The sequence below is a fragment of the Mesorhizobium sp. M1066 genome (genome assembly GCF_040318635.1).
GTDB lineage: Bacteria > Pseudomonadota > Alphaproteobacteria > Rhizobiales > Rhizobiaceae > Mesorhizobium.
On record NZ_JAMYMR010000029.1, the window covers coordinates 1 to 20,966 of the forward strand.

At 61.5% G+C, this 20,966-nt stretch carries 24 protein-coding genes; 13 read left to right on the top strand and 11 right to left on the bottom strand.

What is annotated here, in order from left to right; all coding sequences use genetic code 11:
* Window positions 1-136: 136 nt before the first annotated feature.
* The 3 genes from NKH52_RS26385 to NKH52_RS26395 all read left to right on the top strand — a co-directional run bounded on the left by NKH52_RS26385 (window position 137) and on the right by NKH52_RS26395 (window position 1,699).
* Window positions 137-439 (top strand): hypothetical protein, encoded by a 303-nt coding sequence (locus NKH52_RS26385; RefSeq protein WP_352735140.1) that lies wholly within the window; start codon window positions 137-139, stop codon window positions 437-439.
* A gap of 148 nt (window positions 440-587) precedes the next feature.
* Window positions 588-1,019 carry a GNAT family N-acetyltransferase gene (locus NKH52_RS26390; RefSeq protein WP_352735142.1) on the top strand — a complete coding sequence of 144 codons (432 nt, stop codon included), beginning with the start codon at window positions 588-590 and terminating at the stop codon, window positions 1,017-1,019.
* A 353-nt stretch (window positions 1,020-1,372) separates the two neighbouring features.
* The gene (locus NKH52_RS26395) at window positions 1,373-1,699 is read left to right on the top strand and encodes a hypothetical protein (protein ID WP_352735144.1); all 327 of its coding nucleotides are present in this window, start codon (window positions 1,373-1,375) and stop codon (window positions 1,697-1,699) included.
* A 31-nt stretch (window positions 1,700-1,730) separates the two neighbouring features.
* On the opposite strand, the gene NKH52_RS26400 is transcribed toward NKH52_RS26395, so the two are convergent.
* The 8 genes from NKH52_RS26400 to NKH52_RS26435 all read right to left on the bottom strand — a co-directional run bounded on the left by NKH52_RS26400 (window position 1,731) and on the right by NKH52_RS26435 (window position 5,274).
* Window positions 1,731-2,063, bottom strand: coding sequence for a hypothetical protein (locus tag NKH52_RS26400; RefSeq protein WP_128303898.1), 333 nt, complete (start codon window positions 2,061-2,063; stop codon window positions 1,731-1,733).
* A 2-nt stretch (window positions 2,064-2,065) separates the two neighbouring features.
* Window positions 2,066-2,425, bottom strand: a complete 360-nt coding sequence (locus NKH52_RS26405) for a hypothetical protein (RefSeq protein WP_128303897.1) — start codon at window positions 2,423-2,425, stop codon at window positions 2,066-2,068.
* On the bottom strand, window positions 2,425-3,645 hold the full coding sequence (locus NKH52_RS26410; protein ID WP_352735147.1) for an NRAMP family divalent metal transporter: 1,221 nt from the start codon (window positions 3,643-3,645) through the stop codon (window positions 2,425-2,427). The genes NKH52_RS26405 and NKH52_RS26410 overlap by 1 nt, the downstream gene beginning before the upstream one ends.
* On the bottom strand, window positions 3,642-4,097 hold the full coding sequence (locus NKH52_RS26415; protein ID WP_352735149.1) for a hypothetical protein: 456 nt from the start codon (window positions 4,095-4,097) through the stop codon (window positions 3,642-3,644). The genes NKH52_RS26410 and NKH52_RS26415 overlap by 4 nt, the downstream gene beginning before the upstream one ends.
* Before the next feature lie 157 nt (window positions 4,098-4,254).
* Window positions 4,255-4,485 (bottom strand): hypothetical protein, encoded by a 231-nt coding sequence (locus NKH52_RS26420; RefSeq protein WP_127292258.1) that lies wholly within the window; start codon window positions 4,483-4,485, stop codon window positions 4,255-4,257.
* 84 nt (window positions 4,486-4,569) lie between these two features.
* Entirely contained in the window at window positions 4,570-4,788 is a 219-nt protein-coding gene (locus tag NKH52_RS26425; RefSeq protein WP_127292255.1) for a hypothetical protein, read from the bottom strand.
* 4 nt (window positions 4,789-4,792) lie between these two features.
* Window positions 4,793-5,011, bottom strand: coding sequence for a hypothetical protein (locus NKH52_RS26430; RefSeq protein WP_352735152.1), 219 nt, complete (start codon window positions 5,009-5,011; stop codon window positions 4,793-4,795).
* Entirely contained in the window at window positions 5,008-5,274 is a 267-nt protein-coding gene (locus tag NKH52_RS26435; protein ID WP_127292250.1) for a hypothetical protein, read from the bottom strand. The genes NKH52_RS26430 and NKH52_RS26435 overlap by 4 nt, the downstream gene beginning before the upstream one ends.
* Window positions 5,275-5,603: 329 nt before the next feature.
* On the opposite strand from NKH52_RS26435, the gene NKH52_RS26440 reads away from it, so the two are divergent.
* Window positions 5,604-6,389 carry an SDR family NAD(P)-dependent oxidoreductase gene (locus NKH52_RS26440; protein WP_127292248.1) on the top strand — a complete coding sequence of 262 codons (786 nt, stop codon included), beginning with the start codon at window positions 5,604-5,606 and terminating at the stop codon, window positions 6,387-6,389.
* Window positions 6,390-6,464: 75 nt separating this feature from the next.
* Window positions 6,465-7,643, top strand: coding sequence for a zinc-dependent alcohol dehydrogenase (locus NKH52_RS26445; RefSeq protein WP_352735154.1), 1,179 nt, complete (start codon window positions 6,465-6,467; stop codon window positions 7,641-7,643).
* A gap of 426 nt (window positions 7,644-8,069) precedes the next feature.
* On the opposite strand, the gene NKH52_RS26450 is transcribed toward NKH52_RS26445, so the two are convergent.
* The gene (locus NKH52_RS26450; RefSeq protein ID WP_023809467.1) at window positions 8,070-8,450 is read right to left on the bottom strand and encodes a response regulator; all 381 of its coding nucleotides are present in this window, start codon (window positions 8,448-8,450) and stop codon (window positions 8,070-8,072) included.
* Window positions 8,447-11,557: a CheR family methyltransferase gene (locus NKH52_RS26455; protein ID WP_352735156.1), complete on the bottom strand. Its 3,111-nt coding sequence runs from the start codon at window positions 11,555-11,557 to the stop codon at window positions 8,447-8,449. The genes NKH52_RS26450 and NKH52_RS26455 overlap by 4 nt, the downstream gene beginning before the upstream one ends.
* A gap of 332 nt (window positions 11,558-11,889) precedes the next feature.
* On the opposite strand from NKH52_RS26455, the gene NKH52_RS26460 reads away from it, so the two are divergent.
* Entirely contained in the window at window positions 11,890-12,483 is a 594-nt protein-coding gene (locus NKH52_RS26460) for a response regulator (RefSeq protein ID WP_023809469.1), read from the top strand.
* A gap of 106 nt (window positions 12,484-12,589) precedes the next feature.
* On the opposite strand, the gene NKH52_RS26465 is transcribed toward NKH52_RS26460, so the two are convergent.
* A complete protein-coding gene (locus tag NKH52_RS26465; protein WP_127292237.1) occupies window positions 12,590-12,862 on the bottom strand; it encodes a hypothetical protein in 273 nt (90 codons plus the stop codon).
* A 212-nt stretch (window positions 12,863-13,074) separates the two neighbouring features.
* On the opposite strand from NKH52_RS26465, the gene NKH52_RS26470 reads away from it, so the two are divergent.
* Genes NKH52_RS26470 through NKH52_RS26500 form a run of 7 tightly spaced genes read left to right on the top strand, consistent with a single transcriptional unit; the run spans window position 13,075 to window position 20,949 of the window.
* A complete protein-coding gene (locus NKH52_RS26470) occupies window positions 13,075-14,181 on the top strand; it encodes an NAD-dependent epimerase/dehydratase family protein (protein WP_127292234.1) in 1,107 nt (368 codons plus the stop codon).
* Window positions 14,178-15,251 carry an NAD-dependent epimerase/dehydratase family protein gene (locus NKH52_RS26475; RefSeq protein ID WP_352735159.1) on the top strand — a complete coding sequence of 358 codons (1,074 nt, stop codon included), beginning with the start codon at window positions 14,178-14,180 and terminating at the stop codon, window positions 15,249-15,251. The genes NKH52_RS26470 and NKH52_RS26475 overlap by 4 nt, the downstream gene beginning before the upstream one ends.
* Window positions 15,248-16,540, top strand: coding sequence for a TIGR04295 family B12-binding domain-containing radical SAM protein (locus NKH52_RS26480; protein WP_352735161.1), 1,293 nt, complete (start codon window positions 15,248-15,250; stop codon window positions 16,538-16,540). The genes NKH52_RS26475 and NKH52_RS26480 overlap by 4 nt, the downstream gene beginning before the upstream one ends.
* A complete protein-coding gene (locus NKH52_RS26485; protein WP_352735163.1) occupies window positions 16,525-17,625 on the top strand; it encodes a glycosyltransferase family 4 protein in 1,101 nt (366 codons plus the stop codon). Before NKH52_RS26480 ends, NKH52_RS26485 begins: the two co-directional genes overlap by 16 nt.
* Window positions 17,626-17,627: 2 nt before the next feature.
* Complete coding sequence (locus NKH52_RS26490) at window positions 17,628-18,758, top strand: CgeB family protein (RefSeq protein WP_352735165.1); 1,131 nt, start codon at window positions 17,628-17,630, stop codon at window positions 18,756-18,758.
* The gene (locus tag NKH52_RS26495) at window positions 18,755-19,849 is read left to right on the top strand and encodes a CgeB family protein (protein WP_352735167.1); all 1,095 of its coding nucleotides are present in this window, start codon (window positions 18,755-18,757) and stop codon (window positions 19,847-19,849) included. Before NKH52_RS26490 ends, NKH52_RS26495 begins: the two co-directional genes overlap by 4 nt.
* Entirely contained in the window at window positions 19,846-20,949 is a 1,104-nt protein-coding gene (locus NKH52_RS26500; protein WP_352735169.1) for a CgeB family protein, read from the top strand. The genes NKH52_RS26495 and NKH52_RS26500 overlap by 4 nt, the downstream gene beginning before the upstream one ends.
* The last annotated feature ends 17 nt before the right edge of the window (window positions 20,950-20,966 follow it).

The window sequence follows — 20,966 nt, forward strand, 5'->3', positions numbered from 1 at the left end:
CCCGCCACCACCGCCCCGTGGGGGGGGCCCTCCCCGGCCGCCCCCCGGGCCCCCACCCCGGGGGGGCCCACTTCGCGACCCGGCCTCTTCGTCGGTACCCCTTCAGATGCAATCAGACCCACCCCGATAGTTCGGGGTGGGTCTGCTGAAATCACCCGCGATCAGCGTTTTTGTGGCTTTGTTCGCCAGCTTTCACGTGCTGTTCGTGGGTTCCACCACGCATGCCGGATCCATCGCCCTGCTGCCGTTGACCACCACCAGCGGCTTGCTGTTGCTGACGGTTTTTATTGTCGGCGTTCTTGTGGCTCTGCTGGCCTGCCTTCACATGCTGTTCGTGACTACCACCTTGATTGGGCATTCTTCTTCTCCTTCAAATCCACGAGGCGACAACCGCCTCGATTGCATAAGAAGAGTCAGGCGCGAACGTTCCTTCACGTAACATTTTGTGAAGACCACAAAGCCCGCGGCGTTTGAAGGCGCCTGAGATGGATGTCGGATTTATTTCTTGGCGTTGGCAACGAGTTCATCTTGGCCGTGACCGACGTTGCCGGCGGATCTCATGCCTGTGCCACCCAGGAGGAAAATGCATGTCATTCCGATCCGAGAGATTTACAACCACTTTGACCTATAGCGAGGATGAAAGAGCGCGGGCCGCCGCAGCGCTCTATCAATACAACATCGCACAGACCGGGATCGACGACCGAGCTGTTATCGGAGCGGAGCTTTGCGACCACTCAGGAAGAGTCTGGGGCGGGCTTTGGGGCAGAACGGAGCTCGGGCTCCTGTTTCTTGACATGTTCTTCCTGCCTGAGCAGTTGCGTGGCCAATCCTTTGGCTCACAACTTCTCAGGACTGTCGAGGAAGAAGCCATCCGGCGTGGCTGTAAGAAGGCCGTCGTGGAGACGAGCAGTTTCCAGGCACCGGTATTCTACATGCGCCATGGTTTCGAGGAATTTGGCAAAGTCGAATTCGGGATCCCTGGACATGCCCGCATCTTCCTTCGGAAAGATCTGCTGTGAAATTGATCGCGAACCTGCCGTCATGGCCTCAATCGCGAGGCAGCGACGGGTCGGTTCATTTTCCCCCAGCGAGCAGTGACTGTTCATATGATCTGCCAAGGCTGGTCCAACGCCAATGTGGCGACGCCATGCTCCACAGCCAAATTCTTGAGCGCCACAGCCTCGTGTGAACGACTCAGGCCGTGAGTGTTGCTGCTTGGAACAAATCGGCGGCGGCAGAAGTTTGGCGTGCGCTACGAGGGACCGCATGGCGAGCAAATCGACCATGGTAGGCCGCTCCGGCGCACGCAAGCTTTGCTCTCGCCGCGCTCACAAGTGCAAGTCTGCCAGGGCGTGGTTGAAAGGGAGAAATCATGGCCAAGGTTTCAAGTCCGACCCCTGCCGCGGCCAGAGGCGAAGTTCAGGCAGGAGCGACGCAGGACAAGACGCCGGGGTTCGATCCCGCCATTGCCCCGCTTGAGACAGACGCAGAGGCCGCGGACACACAAAATCCGGTCGCTGAGACAAGTCCGCCGCGCAATCGCCCAGAATTCGAAAACGATGCCAGCTTTGCCAATGCCATGCGCCCCGTCGAAGGCGAGCCGGAACTGCGGCCCGGCGGCAACTGGCCGGTGTTGGTGATTGCAGCTGTCGTTTTGATAGCAGCCGTGGTTTTCCTGGCGGCAAGCATGCTGCGCTGAGAACGATCCCGACGATGCAGCACCCCACGGCCTATTCCTGGAGGTCTGGTGCGCCCTTCATGCCTGAGAGTTCGGTCATTGGGCACAGCAGCCGCGGTCGCGCGGGATCGGAAATGTCGAGCTTGTTCCAAGGGATGCGATATAGACCGTCGCGGCGGCGCAATCGGAAAAGATCCAGCATTGCCACGCCTATGGCCGAGGCCGAGAGGCGCTCGAAAGCGGCGTAGACCCCGACATGGAATTCGGTGACGACGAAATCGTCACCATCCCGTTCGGCGTGGATCTCCTCGATATAGCCGACATTCTTGCCGCGCTGCGAGAGTACGCGTCGCCCAGCCAGATGCTCGAGATTGACCGTGGCCATCATCAAGCTCCCGGAATGCGCCCGATGACATGGTCGCGCAACCAGTCCTGCCAGGCGAAGATCGACGTTTCTCGCACATCGATGTCGAACTCGATATCGATGCCGATATCTTTCACCTTGTGCCAGGCGATCCGATGGGGTTCGCCATGCTGCTTGCCACCCAACTTGACCGCGAGCCGCGCCATCCAGCGCCCAGGCCGTGCGCCGAGGCGACGTGCCAGGGTGATGGAGCCGAGCTCGATGGCAATGATCCGAGGCGGCTTGCCAGGCCGCAACTCCGCCACCAGCCCGTCGACCTTGCCGATCTTGACCTGCTCGCGATCGACCACCTGCTTGTCCAGGAGATCACGCAGCAACTTCATCATGTGCCTCCGAATATCTGCAGCGGGATGGTCACCACGGCCAGCACGAAGCCAAGCGCGATGATGAAGATGACTGCGGCATTCGAGATAATGCCGTTGCGATACTCGCCGACATAAGTTTTGTCGTTCAGCAGAAACAGGAAAGGAACGACCGTCAGCGGCAGGCTGGCTGCCGTCAGCGCCATGGAAAAGATGGTGAGCCTCAGCGGATCGAGACCAAGCGCGATGGGAATAGCCGCCAAAAGCAATGATATCGTGTAAGTAGCGCTGAAACCCGGATCGTCGCGCGGCTTGCGATCCTCCCCCCAATTCCAGCCGAGACCCTGGGCCACGAGATAGGCCTGTTGCAACCCGACCTCTAATGCGGCGCCGAAGCAGGCAATGGCGAGAGAGGCAACAAACAGCACGAAGCCCCAGAAGCCGAATATGGGGATCAGCATCAACGGCAATTGGTGATAGTCGTCCACTTGGGTAACGCCACGCGTGGCGAGCACTAGAGCGGCCACGATCAACACGCCGATCGAGATGGTGCCCCCGAAGGTCATGCCCAACCCCGCTATGGCCCGATTGGCTCCGAGATAGCTTTTGTCCCACCGGTCCTCGATGGCCCCCGAGGAATAGAACATGAACAGGTACGGCGATATCGAGGCGCCGAGAATGCTGACCGCCATGAACCAGTAATTGGCGGCATCGTGGACTGGCAGCGAAGGCACGGCGCCCCTTGCGACTGCCGTCCAATCGGGTCTCAGCATCACCGCTCCGACGACGAAACACAGCGTCACTAGACCGAGAATCGATACGCCCTTCTCGATGAAGCCGAACGTGCCTTTCCAGAGCAGCAGCCATGCCAGCAAAGCCACCGGCAGTGCCCACCACTGAAAGCCTATGCCGGTGGCAAGTTCGAGCGCGATGGCAACGCCGCCGAGCTCGGCGGACAGCACTAGGAAATTGACCAGCAGGGCGGCAAGCAACGGCCATAGGAATACGTTGAAGCCGAATCTCTCGCGGATGCCGTCGGAGATCGTGTGATGGCTCACAGCCGCGAACCGGCCGGACATTTCGACAAGGAAGATGATGCAGATCGTGCCGAGCACCACCGCCCAGATCAACTGGAAGCCAAACATCGCGCCTGCCTGCGCCGCCGTCGCCATGGACCCGACTTCGAGGAAGCCGCCGACGCTGGTGACGACGCCGAGGGATATTTCCATGAGCTTCTTCATGGCTTCGGCGCGAAATACTTGGCGTAGGCGGTAGCGAGCGCACGCGATGCCAGCCGTAGATCTTGTTGCGCGTCTTGGACTTCCGGCCGATCGCGCGCCTGCAATCCGGCCTCTGCACGCGCCACCGCGACCGACAAATCGTTGACTGCTTTTGTAATGGAAGCTTGCTCGGCGGGTTCACTGGTTTGCGCGGACCGGATTTGCGCCCCGGCATCGGCAAGCGTCTTGCCGATCGATTGCAGCGTATCCACCGTGTATGTGGTCGGCGCCGCCCCCGCCGCCCAAGCGTCCAGCGTCATCATCACGGCCTGCGATGCAGAGGCCGCAGTTCGTGATTGCTGCTCGACCTGATCGGAAGATGAGCATGCCGACAAAATCAGCAGAAGCAGGCATAGGCAGTCGAGCCTGAGATGGCGGCGTCTAGCAATCAAATCCGGCGTTTGGTGCGCCACGGAATAAGTCTCCCCGGCCCAACAAAACTGCGGCCTGCGTAAATCTGATCTAGAGCGCTCGTCGGGTCCGTCAACGACCGCGGCTCCCGATCCGGAGCACGAGGCGGCGAGCGAGGTCCAGATCGGTTTCAATTGGCGCATCAGCGCAAGCTGAAGGTCAGTCGGGGCGATCCCCGCTCGAAGCGTCTCGGATTCTGTATTCGTTAACGAGGCCGAGAACCTGACTTCTGACTGTGTCGCGCGCGTCGGGCTGGATGAAAAACATCAGCCGTTCGACCGCTTCCACGACTGCTTCCGGCAGGTCCGAAACCGCATCGGTGAGTTCGCTGCCATGCTCGTACATATTGTCCGTCAGCTTCTTGTCGAGGTCGGAAAGGATGCCCATCATCCACACTCCAGATCGGTGCTGTATTGAACTCAGTTCGGCAGGGTCACCGCGAGGTCGCCCTCTCCTGTTGCTGCCGGCCGTCGATCACTGTTGCCCCGGCATTTCCGTGTTTTCCCTGGGATTTTTCTGGACGCCCGCAGCCGGGGCGGTATCCGCCGGGGCATTGCCGCCCTGGTTCTGCTCCGGCGCACGTTTCAGCGGGGAGGTCTGCCAGCCCATGTCAACGTAGAAAAAGCCGACGATGAAACCGACAATGAGGACCGCCGCTATCACCAGCGAGATTATTGCGTTGCGTCGCTCCATAGGCCTAGCCGCCACTTGGCTTTGGAGATGCGGGCTGCGTTGGCTGCGTACCTTGCTGGTCGCCGCCGGTGCTGGTCTGCGGCGTCGGGTTGGTGTCCGTCGTGGGACTCTTGTCGACCGGCTGGCTGTTCGTAGTGTCCGTCTTGGACTTGGCCGGATCGGCATTGTCGTTGCACCCCGCCAAGGCGAGTAATGCCGCTGACATCAATAGCACTGCTCTCATGCCGATTTCTCCTGGCTGAGTTCGGGCGAAGCCGCCTGCCAATGACCTATTCGGTCGAACCGCACCGAAAGCCCCTGTTTGACCGCGCTTCTAGCCAGCAAATGATCCAGTTCGGCGTCTTCGATCGGACCCCGTACGACTTGGCGAATGGCCTTGCAGGCAAGTTCCGTCGAGACGAAATCATATCTCCTGCTCCTGGCGACAACATATTGTTCGACCAGCATTTTCACGCGCCTGAGCGCGATTTCCTCGGCGTATTGCATTTTATTCCTCCTGCGCCCCGAACTGCCGAACGGGTTTGTTGTTCCAAAACATGATTGTCGAGGTGATTAGATGCTCGCGCTTTCCGATAGAAAGCGCGAGCGGACCAGGCTGAGGGGACCCGATCGTGCAGCATCAAACAAGGGGAGCAACGATGCTGCATGATATCGAACTCGCCCGGACCTGAGTTGTTCCACCTCTCCACGCCGCGTGTTCATTGAACTCAAGAACAAATCCTTGTCACGGCCTGCATACGGCCACGCATTCACCTCTCCGTACGGAACAATCCGCCCCGACAGTGGTTCGGCCGAAGCGAAGCTCGGAGGACGAGATGACGAATGAAAAATTGGCCGTGGTGACGGGCGCCTCGAGCGGCATTGGGAAGGAACTCGCCAAACTGTGCGCCAAGGACGGCTACCACCTGATCCTAGCCGCCGACGAGCCCGCGATCCAGCAGGCAGCTGAGGCGCTCGGTTCGCATGGTGTGACGGTCGAAGCCATCGAGGCCGATCTGGCGACCGAGGAGGGTGTCGATCGTTTGATCGCCGGGATCGGCGATCGCGATGTCGACCTGTTGTTCCTGAATGCCGGACGTGGGCTCGGCCGTGGTTTCGTAGATCAGGATTGGAAAAAAGTGCGCCGCATCATCGACACCAACATCACCGGGACAGTCTATCTCGCGCATCAACTCGGAGCCAGGATGGCACGCCGCGGCCGAGGCCGCATTCTCTTCACAGGATCGATCGCTGGTTTTATGCCCGGCACTTTCCAGGCGGTCTACAACGGCACCAAGGCTTTCATCGATTCCTTCTCGATCGCACTGCGTCATGAGTTGCAGGCCACAGGAGTCACAGTCACCGTGCTGATGCCCGGGGCAACGCAGACGCGGTTCTTCGAACGCGCCGAAATGATGGATACCAAGGTCGGCACCGACGAGAAGGACAATCCCGCCGATGTGGCCGAGGCCGGCTACGAGGCGATGATGGACGGTGAGGAACAAGTCATCAGCGGCTGGAAGAATAAGCTGCAGGTCGCCGCGGCACATGTGACGCCGGCAGGCACGTTGGCCGAACAGCACCGCAAGATGGCCGAGCCGGGTTCTGCCTCCAAAGGCTGACCTTCGGCCTTCACGCCAAACCAAAATGTCGGGCAGACTCTTCTGCCGACCTTCTTCCAAGGCAGGAGCACCATCATGAAAGCCCTCACATGGCACGGCAAAGGCGACATTCGATGCGACCAGGTGGCTGATCCCGCCATCGAGGATGATCGTGACGTCATCATCAAAGTCACCTGTTGCGCCATATGCGGCTCGGACTTGCATCTGATGAACGGATATATGCCGACGATGGAGTCGGGCGATGTGCTCGGACACGAGACGATGGGCGAGGTCGTGGAGGTCGGCAGCGGCCATTCGAAATTCAGAAAGGGCGACCGCATCGTGGTGCCTTTCAACATCTCATGCGGCGAATGCTGGTTTTGCCAGAAGGGGCTATTCTCGCTTTGCGACAGGTCCAATCCCAACGCCAAAGAGGCTGCCGAAGTGATGGGGCAATCCCCGGCTGGCCTGTTCGGCTACTCGCATCTGGTCGGCGGCTATTGGGGCGGGCAAGCCGAATATCTGCGCGTTCCTTTCGCTGATGTCGGTCCGATAAAGGTGCCCGAGGGAATGGACGACGAACAGGTGCTGTTCCTCTCCGACATCTTTCCAACCGGCTATATGGCGGCTGAAAACGCCGGCATCGAGCCAGGCGATACCGTCGCTATCTGGGGCTGCGGTCCGGTTGGTCAGTTCGCCATTCAGAGCGCATGGATGCTCGGCGCTGGCCGCGTCATTGCCATAGACAAGGTGCCGGAGCGGCTGGCGATGGCTCGCGAGCACGGCAAGGCCGAGACGCTCGACTTCAGCAACTCCGATATCTACGACGCCTTGATGGCGATGACCGATGGCCGCGGTCCGGATCGCTGCATAGACTGTGTCGGTACCGAGTCGGATCCCGGCGCCAGTGCCGACTCCATGCTCGACAAGGTCAAGGCTGCCGTCTATCTCGGCACCGACAGGCCGCATGTATTGCGCGAAGCAATTTACTCCTGCCGCAAAGGCGGCACCATCTCGGTGCCCGGCGTCTATATCGGCCTCGTCGATCATATTCCGTTCGGCGCCGCCATGAACAAGGGCCTGACCTTCCGAATGGGTCAGACGCACACGCAACGCTATCTCGAACCGCTCCTGGCCATGGTGCAAAAGGGCGACATCGATCCCTCCTTCGTGATCACGCACAAGGCAGACCTCGAAGCGGGACCGGATCTCTACAAAAAGTTCCGCGACAAGCAGGATGGCTGCATCAAGGTGGTGATGCGACCGCATGGCTGAGACGTCGGCATCTTGCGCGGGGTCCACCTTGCGCGAATTTTCCGCCAGGGATGGCTCCGACGCTGCCGAGGAACCTGGAACTTTCGACCGTGGCGACGGTTGACCCGCAGAAAAAACTCAGGGCGGCGAGACTGTCGTGCCCGCCCGCTGCGAAGGAGTTATCGCCATGAGCAATGAGAATCCCACATCGAAACCCAGCGTCCGGTCGCCAAACGCCGATGCTCTCCCGCACCCGAAACGGGACGCCAGTGATGCGGATGCCGGTGCCAAGCCGCTGACGCCGAAAACCGCCGGCACATCCCGGCCATCGGCCCCGCCGCTGGACAATCCGGTTGCCAATCGAAACGCCGGCCGGCCGCGTCAGGCGAGCACCACGCCTAGGCCGACCGACAAGCCCCTGGACTAATCGAAACCGGCCTCTTGAAATCACAGCGAGTGTTTGTCGGGCCGAAGCGATGCCAGGTCGGCCAGGGTGTTGAGAAGTGCAGCGTCGCCTGCCGGCTTCGGCACGAATTTGCAGTTTCGGAAGGGTGTGGGAACGTCGCGCGGCCCAAATCCGGTCATGAATGCGAAGGGGATGCCGCGAGCCAGCAATGTTTCGGCCACGGGCAGACTTGTTTCACCGTTCAATTGAATGTCCAGCAGCGCCACGTCGGCCTTGCCTGCATCGATAAGCTGACGAGCCGCGGCGACCGACGAGACCGGGCCGATCACCGGATAACCCGCAGCACGCAGGCGAGACGCGACGTCTTCGGCGATCAGCCATTCGTCCTCGACCACCAGAACGCGCGGCCTGTCGTCGCTCACGGTGCCTCCTTGTGATTTGCCGGAAACGCGATCTGGACGCTGAGGCCGTCCTTGTGGAACGCGGTCTCGACATGGCCGCCGAGCCTGTAACCGATTTCTCCCTGCAACAGGGTCAGGCCAAAGCCGTTGTCCAACGGCGCCTCTACAGGAGGACCGTTCTTTTCGCGCCAGCCAAATGTAAAACTGTCATGGTCGATCGACCATTGCACACTGACCTTGCCGTCGACTTTTGACAAAGCGCCATACTTGGCCGCATTGGTGGCCAGTTCATGAATGGCCATGCTGAGGGAAAGCCCCTGTTGCGGGCCTAATTTCAGGTCTGCGCCATCGAGTTCAACCCGCTCGATGCCGAATGGTTCGAGCTCCTGCTGGAGCAATTCCCTGACCGAGGCTTCCTTCCATCTCTCCCGGGTCAGCAGGCCGTAGGCCCGCGACATGGCATGCAGGCGGCCGATCAGCGCATCCGCGAACTCCTCCTTCGTATCAGAACTTTCCCGCGTGCGGCTTGCAATGCTGGCGATCACCGCAAGCATGTTCTTGACCCGGTGGTTAAGTTCCGAGATGAGCACCTGCTGATGCTCTTCTGCCTGTGCCAGCGTGGTGACATCGACAAGTGTCACCACCACGCCCTGGATCCTGTTGCCCTTGTCCCGATAGGGATTGATGCGGACCATGTGGAACAAGCCCCTAGCATCGCGCGGCAGATGGTGATTCAGGATCTCGCCTGTCTCGAACACCTTGTCGATGTGCTGCTTCAACTCTGGGTAGTCGAGTTGGCTCGACAAATCCGTCAGCGGCCGGCCAACATCGGAGGGGCGCAGGCTGAAGAAGGATGACGCCGCCGGCGTGAAGGTGCGGACCACAAGGCTGCGGTCGAGGAAAATGGTCGCTATGTCGGTGCTTTCGAACAGGTTGCGCAGATCGCCGTTAGCGTGGTTGAGCTCTTCTATCTTGGCCGTCAACTCGGCGTTGATCGTGTTAAGTTCCTCGTTGAGCGACTGCATCTCCTCCTTCGAGGCTTCGAGTTCCTCGTTGGTGGATTGCGCCTCCTCATTGACGGAGACGAGTTCCTCGTTGGACGATTTCACCTCCTCCAGCGCGGTCTCGTATTCCTCGATCATCGATTGCAGGCGCTCTCTGGTATCGCGCAGTTCCCGCTCGAGATCGGCGGTGCTGTCACTGTCACGGCTGCCGCCGTCTTCCTCTGAGCGGGCCTGGGTCGGCCCCGACGGTTCGAACAGGACGAGATAAAGCGGCTCGCCATTGCCGCGTTCGGCGAGCGGCTCGATCGTCAGCCTGATCGGCTGCACCCGTTCGTCATCTTCCTCCACGGTCAGGTTTTCCCGCACCACTGTGCGGCGTGTGGTCGTCGCTTCGCGCAGTGCGGCGCGGAGGTCCAGCCGCAGCCCACGCCTTGCCATCGTCAGCAACTGCCGGCTGGGAATGCCTTGTGGCGCTTCGAGATATCTGCCGGTCCTGGCCGAATAATAGACGACATCGCCCTCGGCGTTGACCAGGACATGCGGCGGCGCGAACCGTTCCAGCACCTGCGCCTCCACTGCCTGCCGCAGGGGATAGCCGACAAGTCCCTTCTTCGAGCCGGCGCTTTCGGATGGGAAGACGCTGGAATGACTTTCCCCGATCAGGGCCGGCAGTCTGATGTGCGGTGAGGCATGCTCCCGCGCATGAAAGATGCGATGTTTCTTGTCGACGGTGGCGAACAGATCGTCGTGCTGCCCGACGCTTTCGGAGGTGCCAAGGAAAAGGTAACCGCCGGGCTTCAGCGCATAATGGAAGACAGGGATGACGCGGTTTTGGATGATCGGGCCGAAATAGATCAGCAGATTGCGGCAGGAGACCAAGTCCATGCGCGAGAAGGGTGGATCGCGAATGACGCTGTGCGGCGAGAAGATGCACAGTTCGCGTATCGCATTGCTGATGACATAGCTTTCGCCATCGCCGTTGAAAAACCGCTGTTTGCGTTCGGGAGAAAGACCTTGCAGCAAGGCTTCCGGATAGCGTGCCGCCCGCGCCACCGCCAGCGCCGGCTCGTCGATGTCGGTCGCGAATATCTGGACGCGCGGAACGACCGTAAGCTTCTCCATGTGTTCGCGCAGCAGGATGCCGATGGAGAACACCTCCTCGCCCGTGGCGCATCCGGGAACCCAGACCCTGACGGTGTCGCTGGCGGTCTTGCCTTCGAACAGCTGCGGTATGATCTTTCGCTCGAGCAACTCGAAGGCATCGGGGTCGCGAAAGAAGTTGGTGACATTGATCAGCAGATCGCGAAAAAGGTTCATCACCTCGCGAGCATCCTTCTTCAGCCAGTCTATATAAGCGCTGATGGAATGGACCTGGGCGATCTGCATGCGCCGCTTCACGCGGCGCAGGAATGTCTTGGTCTTGTAGCCCGAGAAGTCGTGGCCGGAGTGGCTGCGCAGAATGGCGTATATCTGTTCTCGCACCTTATCGATGTCGGCCGTGTGGTCGCCATCTTCTTCCGCAAGCCCTTCCAGCGGGTCGAAGCCGCGGGCGAAAGCCTCCAGCTTCGCCCCGATCTCCTCGGCGGGCACAGCGACATCGACGAGTCCGCTGGCAATAGCGCTCTGCGGCATGTCGGGATTGCGCGGCCCGTAGCCGTCCGGCGCTTGCGCGACGGTAAACCCGCCCCGCTCCTTGATGGCCTTGGCGCCCAGGGTTCCATCGGAGTCGCCGCCCGACAGGATGACGCCAACGGCATATTCGCCCTGGTCTTCACCCAATGCGGCGAAGAAGATATCGATGGGCTTGCGCTCCTGGGTAAGCCCATTGGGCCGGCGGAGGTGCAGCACCCCCGATTCAATGGCCAATGTCACGTTTTGCGGCATCACATAGACGTGGTCAGGTTCAACCACCATGCCGTCCTCGATCACAATGACAGGCATGTCGGTGTAGCGGCTGATGACCTCGTGCAACAGGCTTTCGCGCTTGGGGCTGAGATGCGTGATGATGACGAAAGCCATACCAGGCTGACCGGCCACGCCTTTGAACAGACCTTCCATCGCGGGAATGCCGCCCGCGGACGCGCCTATGCCCACGATGGGAAACCTTTTCGGTTGGGCTGTCACGTCATGTCCCCCTTTCGCCGACCCGACCTGAAATCCCCTCAAGGCCGGCGGACAGGACACAACCATATAGCGCGCAAGACGGATGGAACAAGACGTCAGGGATGACGTTGAACCCGATATCAATGGTGGTTCAATGACAAAACGATCTGCTGACATAAAACTCCCGACGCCGGTGGTATCAGGGGAGCCTGGATCGCTTGGAAGTTCCCATGCTGGGGCCGTCCCTGATCGCATGCTGGCGCTTACGAGACGGTTGCAGGCGGCCTTGGACGACAGAATTCGGAAGGCAAATCCGCTGCATTCTAACCTCCGTTCCAAGAAAGGATGACGACGTGCGCGACCTGCGGGGGCTGCATATTCTGATAGTCGAAGACGAATGGGCGATGGCGGGAGATCTTGCGCGGTTTTTCAGCAATATGGGTGCCATCATCCTCGGTCCCGCTGCAACCGTCGAACAGGCATCCAAACACACCGGGACGGCTGAAGCTGCAATCCTCGACGTCAATCTCAATGGCCGACGCGTGTTTCCAATCGCCGATGAGTTGATGCGCCGGGGTGTCCCCTTCGTGTTCTTCAGTGGCGATGACGACATCGCCATTCCCGATCATCTCCGCTACGCCAGCAATTTGCGGAAATCCTCGGGCAGCCAGGCGGTGTTCAACGCGCTCTTTCCCCCGCAGGCATCTGGGCGAGCGGCCCCCGTGCCGGACCCCTCCGACGACGTCTTCGCGCTTTTGCCCAAACTGCGACTTGCGGCGCGCCTTTTGCTGGCAGACGTCGAGGCATCGGATCGGCTCGTCGAGAGGACGCTCGAGCAAGCGATCCGGGATGTCGACCGCAGACAGCTTGGTCAATCCACTGAAAACTGGCTCAACGACATCATGCAAGAGATGGCGAAAACCCGCGGCGCAAAACTGATGCATTAGTTTGTTTTCCAAGACCTCTTAGGCTGAAGTGCTAAGCCGCGGGGCCGTCATTGTTCACCACATCTCGAAAAACTGGCCGTACAGATAGGCCGCTTGACCGGCGTCATCAGCCCTTCTGATTGCGCTCGACGAACTTGTTGAAACGGCTGGCTTTCCCCTCACCGGTCTTGGCCTGATACAGAAAGGCCAGATCATTCTCGTCGAATATCCGGAAGAACTCGTCCCATTCGATGGGCTCGAATGCTTCCTCGGGCTCGCCGAAGTCAATCCGCAGGATACCGCCCTCGCCTTTGGTGCGCACCACCGCCGGCCGGCCGTCCCGCTCCTCGGCCCATTTGCGAATTTCGTCATGGTTGGTGGTCATTTGCGACTGAGACATTGAAATCTCCTTTGATCATCGGCGTTGCCACATAGGACACGCGGGCTGTCGGGCGTCCTAACAGCACAAGCACGTCAATGTTCCAGAACCGCGCCGTGATCGCGCTGCGCCGGCTCCCAATGGGACCGGCCAAAGGAACTTTGTTGAAGCAAGGGAACAAACCTTTTGCCGAAAAGTTCGGGGCGCCGAGGTTACTTGTCTGAGGAGTCGTCGTGAAACGCATATTGGTTACAGGAGGCTGCGGCTTCATCGGCCGGCATGTCGCACAGGAACTCGTCGAGCAGGATTATTCGGTTCGCATCCTCGATGCGCTGCTGGAGCAGGTGCATGCGGGCGAAGCCGTCGCGCTTCCCGCCGGGACCGAACTGATCAAGGGCGACGTCCGCGACCGGGAGGCGGTCGCCAGGGCGCTGGAAGGCATTGACGCGGTCATTCATCTGGCGGCGGAAGTCGGCGTCGGACAATCGATGTACGAGATCGCGCGCTATGTCGGCAGCAACGATCTCGGCACCGCAACGCTGCTTGAGGCGCTGATCAAACACCCGGTCGAGCGCATCGTCGTTGCCTCGTCGATGAGTGTCTACGGCGAGGGACTCTATGCCACGTCCGACGGCCGGCGTGTCGACAATGCTCGGCGCAAGGCGAGCGACATCAGGAGTGGGCAATGGGACCCGCTGTCGCCGGAGGGAGACGCCCTCTCGCCGCTGCCAACCGACGAAGAAAAGCCGGTAGATCTCGCCTCCATCTATGCGCTGACAAAATACGCCCAGGAGCGCGCCGTGCTGATCTTCGGCGAGGCCTATGGCGTCGATGCGGTCGCGCTGCGCCTGTTCAATGTCTTCGGCGCCGGCCAGGCGTTATCCAATCCCTATACCGGCGTGCTTGCCAACTTCGCTTCGCGTCTCGCCAACGGCCAACGGCCAATGATTTTCGAGGATGGCGAACAGAAGCGCGATTTCGTCCATGTGCGTGACGTCGCCCGCGCCTTTCGCCTTGCTCTGCAGCAACGCCAGGCAAGGGGTCATGTCATCAACATCGGCAGCGGCCGCGCCTATGCGATCAGCGAAGTCGCGCGATTGCTGGCCGAAGCCATGGGGACACCGAACCGCTCGCCGGAACTGCTCGGCAAAGCCCGCTCCGGCGATATCCGGAACTGCTTCGCCGATATCTCCAAGGCCCGTGAGCTGCTCGGTTTCGAGCCGGTACGGCAACTGGAGAATTCGCTCGGCGAGTTCGTTTCCTGGGTGCGTAACACGTCCGCCGTCGACCGCGGCGCCGACATGAAGCGCGAGCTCGAAGAACGTGGGTTGGTCTCATGAACACACGCAATCGACGCGACGCGCCGGTCGCCATCATCGGCGGCAGCGGCTTCATAGGATCGAACCTCGCCGACAGCCTGTTGTCGGATGGCGAGCCGGTACTGGTGATCGACAATCTCAGCCGTCCGGGCGTCCAGCAGAACCTTGAATGGCTGGCGCAAAAACACGGTGGTCGCCTCACGGTGGAGACGATCGACGTGCGAGACGCCAACGCACTGGCGCCTGTCTTGATGGTTTCCAGGGCAATTTTCCATCTGGCCGCGCAAACCGCCGTCACCACAAGCTTGGTCCAGCCGGGCGAGGATTTCGACATCAACCTTCGCGGGACGTTCAACGTTCTGGAGGCGGCGCGACTGAGCGGTGAGCGCATCCCTGTGATCTTTGCCAGCACCAACAAGGTCTATGGCAGCCTGCCCGACGTCGCGGTCCGCGAGGACGGCGATTGCTATGTGCCTTGCGACAGCGTCATCCAGGCGAACGGCATCGATGAGGCTCGGGGCCTGGACTTCTGCACGCCCTACGGTTGCTCCAAAGGCGCGGCGGATCAGTATGTGCTCGACTATGCCAAATCCTACGGCATGCCGACGGCGGTGCTGCGGATGAGCTGCATCTATGGACCGCGCCAGTTCGGAACCGAGGACCAGGGCTGGGTCGCGCACTTCCTGCTCAGCGCGCTGACGGGGCGCCCGATCACCATTTACGGCGACGGCAGGCAAGTGCGCGATATCCTGCATGTCTCCGATGCCGTCGCCGCCTACAGGGCCGTGCTCGATCGCATCGAGACCACCGAAGGCCAGGCATTCAATCTTGGCGGCGGCCCGGAAAATGCGGTCAGCCTGCGCAGGTTGTTGAGCGAAATCCGTAGCCTGACCGGCCATGATCTTTCAATCCGCCATGATGGGGAACGCACCGGCGACCAGCCCTTCTTCGTCGCCGACACCCGCAAGATCAAAACCGCGCTTGGCTGGATGGCCCATGTTTCATGGCGCGAAGGCATCCGCGACCTCGCCGACTGGCTGCAGCGCCATCGGCTCGAGCCTCGCCCTGAAGCCGTGAGGTACGTTGCATGAATATCGCCTTGGTGAACCCGTCCTGGACGTATGACGACAGCATTTATTTCGGCTGCCGCCAACCGCATCTGCCGCTGGAACTCGGCTATTCGAAGGCCCTGCTCGAAGCCGCCGGACATCAGGTGCTGATGCTGGATGGCCAGTTGCAGAAGCTCGATAATTCCGGTCTCTGCGAGCGGGTGGCTGATTTCGCCCCGGCTATGACCGTCGTCAGTACCGCTCCGACCTATCTGTTCTGGCGCTGCGCACCGCCGGAATTGCGTGTGCCGGCCGATTTCCTCAACCGTCTGGCCGGGCGCGGTGGACGCACGGTCGCGGTCGGGCCGCACGGCTCGGCGACGCCGGTGCCAACCTTGCGCAAGCTTGGTGTCGACATCGTCGTGCGCGGCGAATGCGAAGAAGTCGTCGAGCAACTTGCCCAGCGCGACGATTGGAGCGCGGTGCCCTCAACCGCTTATCTACGGGACGCCAAGGTGGTTTCGAACGGCGGCGTCCACGCCAGCTCGTTTGCCGACCATCCGCCGCTCGAATGGCCAGCGGACTGGATCGCAGCCCATGCGCATCACCATCACAGGTTTGACGACAGTCAGGTCGGGTTCGGCGCGGAAGTCGAGGCATCGCGCGGCTGTCCCTACAATTGCAGCTTCTGCGCCAAGATCGATTTCCGTGATGCCTATCGCCGTCGAAACCACGAAGCGGTGGTAGCGGAGATCGATCGGCTGATTGCCCAAGGTGTCGGCTACATCTACTTCATCGACGAGATCTTCCTGCCGCAAAAAGCGTTGCTGGAAGCCTTGGTCGATCGCGACGTGAAATTCGGCGTACAGACCCGCATCGATCTGTGGAAGCCCGAGCTGCTGGAATTGCTGGGCGCCGCGGGCTGCGTCTCCATTGAAGCCGGTCTCGAAAGCCTGACCGTCGAAGGCCGGGCAATGCTGGCCAAGCGCTGCCGGCTGGGGACCGAGGAACTCGCCGCGCTGCTCGTCGATGCCAGACGTCACGTTCCATTCGTCCAGGCCAATCTGATCGGCGTGGTCGAGGATGATCCCGCCCTGGTCGAGCACTGGCGAACCCACCTGATCGACCACGGCGTATGGGCCAACGAACCTGTGCCGCTTTACCCGTATCCGAGTTCGCCCAGCTACCGCGAGCTTTGGGGCGAACCCGACGACCTTGCCTGGGAACGCGCCCATGACCACTACCTCGCATCTTTCCAGAAATTCAGTGACATCCAGGAGAGGCGGCCGCGGCCGCTGGCGGAACTGGAGGCGACATGTTGCGGACACTGACGCCGCGCTCGCGGCGCATCCTGATGACCGTCGATGCCGTGGGCGGCGTATGGCGCTATGCGCTTGATCTGGCACGGGAACTTGTGAACGGCGGCGACAGCGTGGTGCTTGCCGGCCTCGGTCCGCAACCGTCGAGGCAGCAGGCCGAGGAGGCGGAGGCTTTCACGACGCTGGTCTGGTTGAACACGCCGCCGGATTGGATGACCCGCGACGGCGGCGATCTCGACGCGCTGCCGCGGGAATTGCTTGCGCCCATGCGCGACCACGCCATCGACCTTGTCCATTTCAACGCGCCGACGCAGGCATCGGGATTCGATGCGCCATGCCCAGCCGTGGTGGTCTCCCATTCCTGCGTGACGACATGGTTCCACGCCGTCAGGAAACAGACAGTGGACGGCGCATGGGCCTGGCAGAAGGAGCGCAACAGGCGCGGCTTGGATCGGGCCGACGCAGTCATCGCGCCGAGCCGCAGCCACGCCGACATGCTTGAGGCCTGCTACGGCCCGATCGCGCGCCTGCATGTTGTTGCAAATGGCGCCCGTCCCGTCCCGAATGCCGAAAAACGTCAACCACTCGTCTTCGCCGCGGCCCGCTGGTGGGACGAGGGCAAGAATGCGGCGGTGGTCGACCAGGCCGCGTCGCTGACGCAATGGCCCGTCTTTGCCGCCGGTTCGATGCACGGTCCGAACGGCGGGCATACCAGCTTCAGCTATGCTGTTCCTCTGGGAGCACTGCCCTCTCACGAGGTGCGCTCCTTGATGGCGCGCGCCGGTATTTTCGTGTCGCCATCGATCTATGAGCCATTCGGTCTGGCCGCGCTGGAAGCTGCCATGTCGGCAACGCCACTGGTGCTTTCCGACATCGCAACCTATCGCGAACTATGGGACGGGGCCGCGATGTTCTTTGATGCGCGCAATCCGCACGACCTCGCTGCCTGCCTCAATCGTCTCTCCAGCGACGCCGAATTCAGGCGGGAGCTCGGCCAGGCAGCCATGCGACGGAGCCGCCGGTTTACACTGGTCAGGCAAGCGGCGGCCATGCGAGGCGTCTACGACAAGGCGGCCCTGGCCATGGCGGGGCGCTGACCATGCGCTTTCTGTTCTACACCCACTCGGTCGTTTCCGACTGGAACCACGGCAATGCCCATTTCCTGCGCGGTATCATGCGGGAACTGATCGCGCGCCGGCACCAGGCGGTGGCGCTGGAGCCGGCGGACGGTTGGAGCCGTTCGAACCTGCTGGCCGAGAAGGGACCCTTCGCCATCGAACGCTTCCGCAAGGATTTCCCAGAACTGATGCCGGTGACCTATGATGCCGGGTTCGATCACGAAGCCTGGATCGATGAGGCCGAGGTCGTGATCGTTCATGAGTGGACGGATCCGGAGCTTGTCGCACGCATCGGCCGTGCCCGGGCCGCTGGCGGCAACTTCATCCTTCTGTTTCATGACACCCACCACCGGGCCGTATCGGCGACCGAGGCAATCTCGGCGCTGCGGTTGGAGCACTATGACGGCGTTCTCGCCTTTGGCGAGGCCTTGCGCGAGAGCTATCTGCGCGCCGGCTGGGGCAAGCGCGTCTTCACCTGGCATGAAGCCGCGGACGATCGCCTGTTCAAGCCGCACCCGGAGATCCACATCACGTCCGATCTGGTCTGGATTGGAAACTGGGGCGACGATGAACGAACCGTCGAACTCAGGGAGTTTCTGATCAAGCCGGTGCGCGATCTCGGCCTCGAGGCCACGGTGCACGGCGTCCGCTATCCCAAGCCGGCGCTCACGGACCTAGCCGCCGCCGGACTGCGCTATGACGGATGGATCGCCAATGCCGACGTGCCGAAGGCGTTCGCCGCGCATCGTGTCACCGTCCACATCCCACGGCGCCCCTATCGTGAGGGTTTGCCCGGAATTCCGACGATCCGCATGTTCGAGGCGCTCGCCTGCGGCATTCCGCTGATTTCAGCACCATGGTCCGATGTCGAGCAGCTGTTCAGGCCCGGCGTCGACTTTCTGTTTGCCCACAATGGCTCGCAAATGCGGCAACACCTGCGGGCGGTATTGGCCGATGCGGATTTCGCGGCTTCCCTGGTGACTTCGGGTCTCGAGACCATCCGCTCGCGGCACACCTGCCGGCATCGCGTCGACGAGTTGTTCGGCGTGCTCACGGAATGCACAGCCGAACACACCATCAACAAGACCACCGCAAAGGAAGCCGCCGCATGAAGATGGCATTCTACGGATCGAGCCTCTTGTCGTCCTACTGGAACGGTGCCGCGACTTACTATCGCGGGTTGCTGAAGGCGCTTTCCCAATTGGGCTACGAAATCACCTTCTATGAGCCCGACGTCTACGACCGGCAGAAGAACCGCGACATCGAGGCGCCTGACTGGTGCACTGTGGTCGTTTATGAAGCGACCCAGCACGCGCTGATGCAGGTCGCGGCACGCGCCGCCAGCGCCGACATCGTCGTCAAGGCGAGTGGCGTCGGTTTCGAGGACGAGGCGCTGCTGCGCGCCGTCCTCGACCACGCCCGCAGCGACGCGCTGGTGGTATTCTGGGACGTGGACGCTCCAGCAACCCTTGCCCAGTTGCGCGACGAACCGGACCATCCGCTCCATGGCGCCCTTCAAGAAATCGACCTTGTGCTGACCTATGGCGGCGGCGACCCCGTCGTCTGGGCCTACCATGCCATGGGCGCGAACGAATGCGTGCCGATCTACAATGCGCTCGATCCCCAAACCCATCACCCGGTCATCGGCAATGCGCGTTTCGCTTGCGATCTGGCGTTCCTGGGCAACCGGCTGCCGGATCGTGAGGCACGCGTCGAAGCGTTCTTCCTCGATCCCGCAAGCCAGCTTCCGAAACAGCGTTTTCTGCTCGGCGGATCTGGCTGGGGGGACAAGCCGCTTCCCGCCAATGTCGGCTGGCTTGGTCACGTTGGCACCCGCGATCATAATGCCTTCAACGTCACACCCATGGCGGTGCTGAACATCAGTCGCGACAGCATGGCCGTAAACGGTTTTTCACCGGCCACGCGTGTCTTCGAGGCAGCCGGCGCCGGTGCCTGCCTCATCACCGATGCGTGGCTGGGCGTGGAACTGTTCCTGAAACCAGGCGAGGAGATCCTGGTTGCGCGCGACGGCGACGATGTCGCCGAGATCATGCGCTCGCTGACCTCCAGTCGGGCAAAAGCAATCGGCCAGGCCGCACTTTGCCGCGTGCTGGCCGACCATACCTACGCGCTGCGGGCGGACGTGGCCGATGCCGTCTTCAAACGTCATTTCGAGCAGGGGACCGTGGAGGCAGCGGAATGACCAAGCAATTGAACATCGTCTTTCTCGGCCTGTCGCTGTCCTCGTCCTGGGGAAACGGCCACGCCACGACGTTTCGAGGCCTGCTGAAAGGTCTGCACGAACTCGGCCACCGCGTGACCTTTCTGGAGCGCGACGTGCCGTGGTACGCCAACCACCGCGATCTGCGAGATCCGGATTTCTGCGCCTTGCGTTACTACGAAACCACTGCGGAGTTGCAACGCGACTACGCCCGGTGCCTGGAGCAGGCCGACATCGTCGTCATCGGCTCCTTCGTGCCTGAAGGGCGCGTGGTCATCGACATCGTCGCTTCATTTTGCAAGGGGCGCTTCTGCTTCTACGACATCGACACACCGGTGACCGTGGCGCAGCTTTCGGCCGATGATTGCGATTATCTGAGCTGGCGGCAGATTCCGTATTTCGATGTCTACTTCTCGTTCACCGGCGGGCCGATGCTTGGCCATCTGGTGGAGGAGTTCGGCGCGCGCCGAGCCGAACCGCTCTACTGCTCGGCCGACCCGGAACGGCATCACCGGACCGGCGATCCGATCCGCTGGGATCTCGGCTATCTCGGCACCTACAGCGCGGATCGGCAGGCAACGCTGAACGCGCTGCTGCTCGAACCCGCACGACATATGCCGGACCGCCGTTTCGTCGTAGCCGGCTCGCAATACCCATCCGATATCATCTGGCCGGACAATGTCGAACGCATCGAACATTTGCCGCCCGCCGATCATGCCGCGTTCTACAGCCGTCAGCGCTACACGCTGAACGTCACACGCAGTTCCATGATCGCCGCCGGGTGGTCGCCCAGTGTGCGCCTGTTCGAAGCGGCTGCTTGCGGCACGCCCATCATCAGCGATCGCTGGCCGGGGCTCGACAGCTTCTTTCCCGCATCGGCTATCCACACCGCCGGGGAGACGGACGATGTCGTCGAGATCCTCTTCGGCGAGTCCGAGCGCACACGCCTCGCCATGGCCCGCCGGGCCCGCGAACGCGTCCTCGCATCCCACACCGGTGCGGCCAGGGCCCGCGAATTCGTGGCGGCGTTGACACAGCCAAGGGCGGCGGCCCTCGATTTCGACATCGGAAGCGCAGCATGACCGGCAGACAGGAGAAA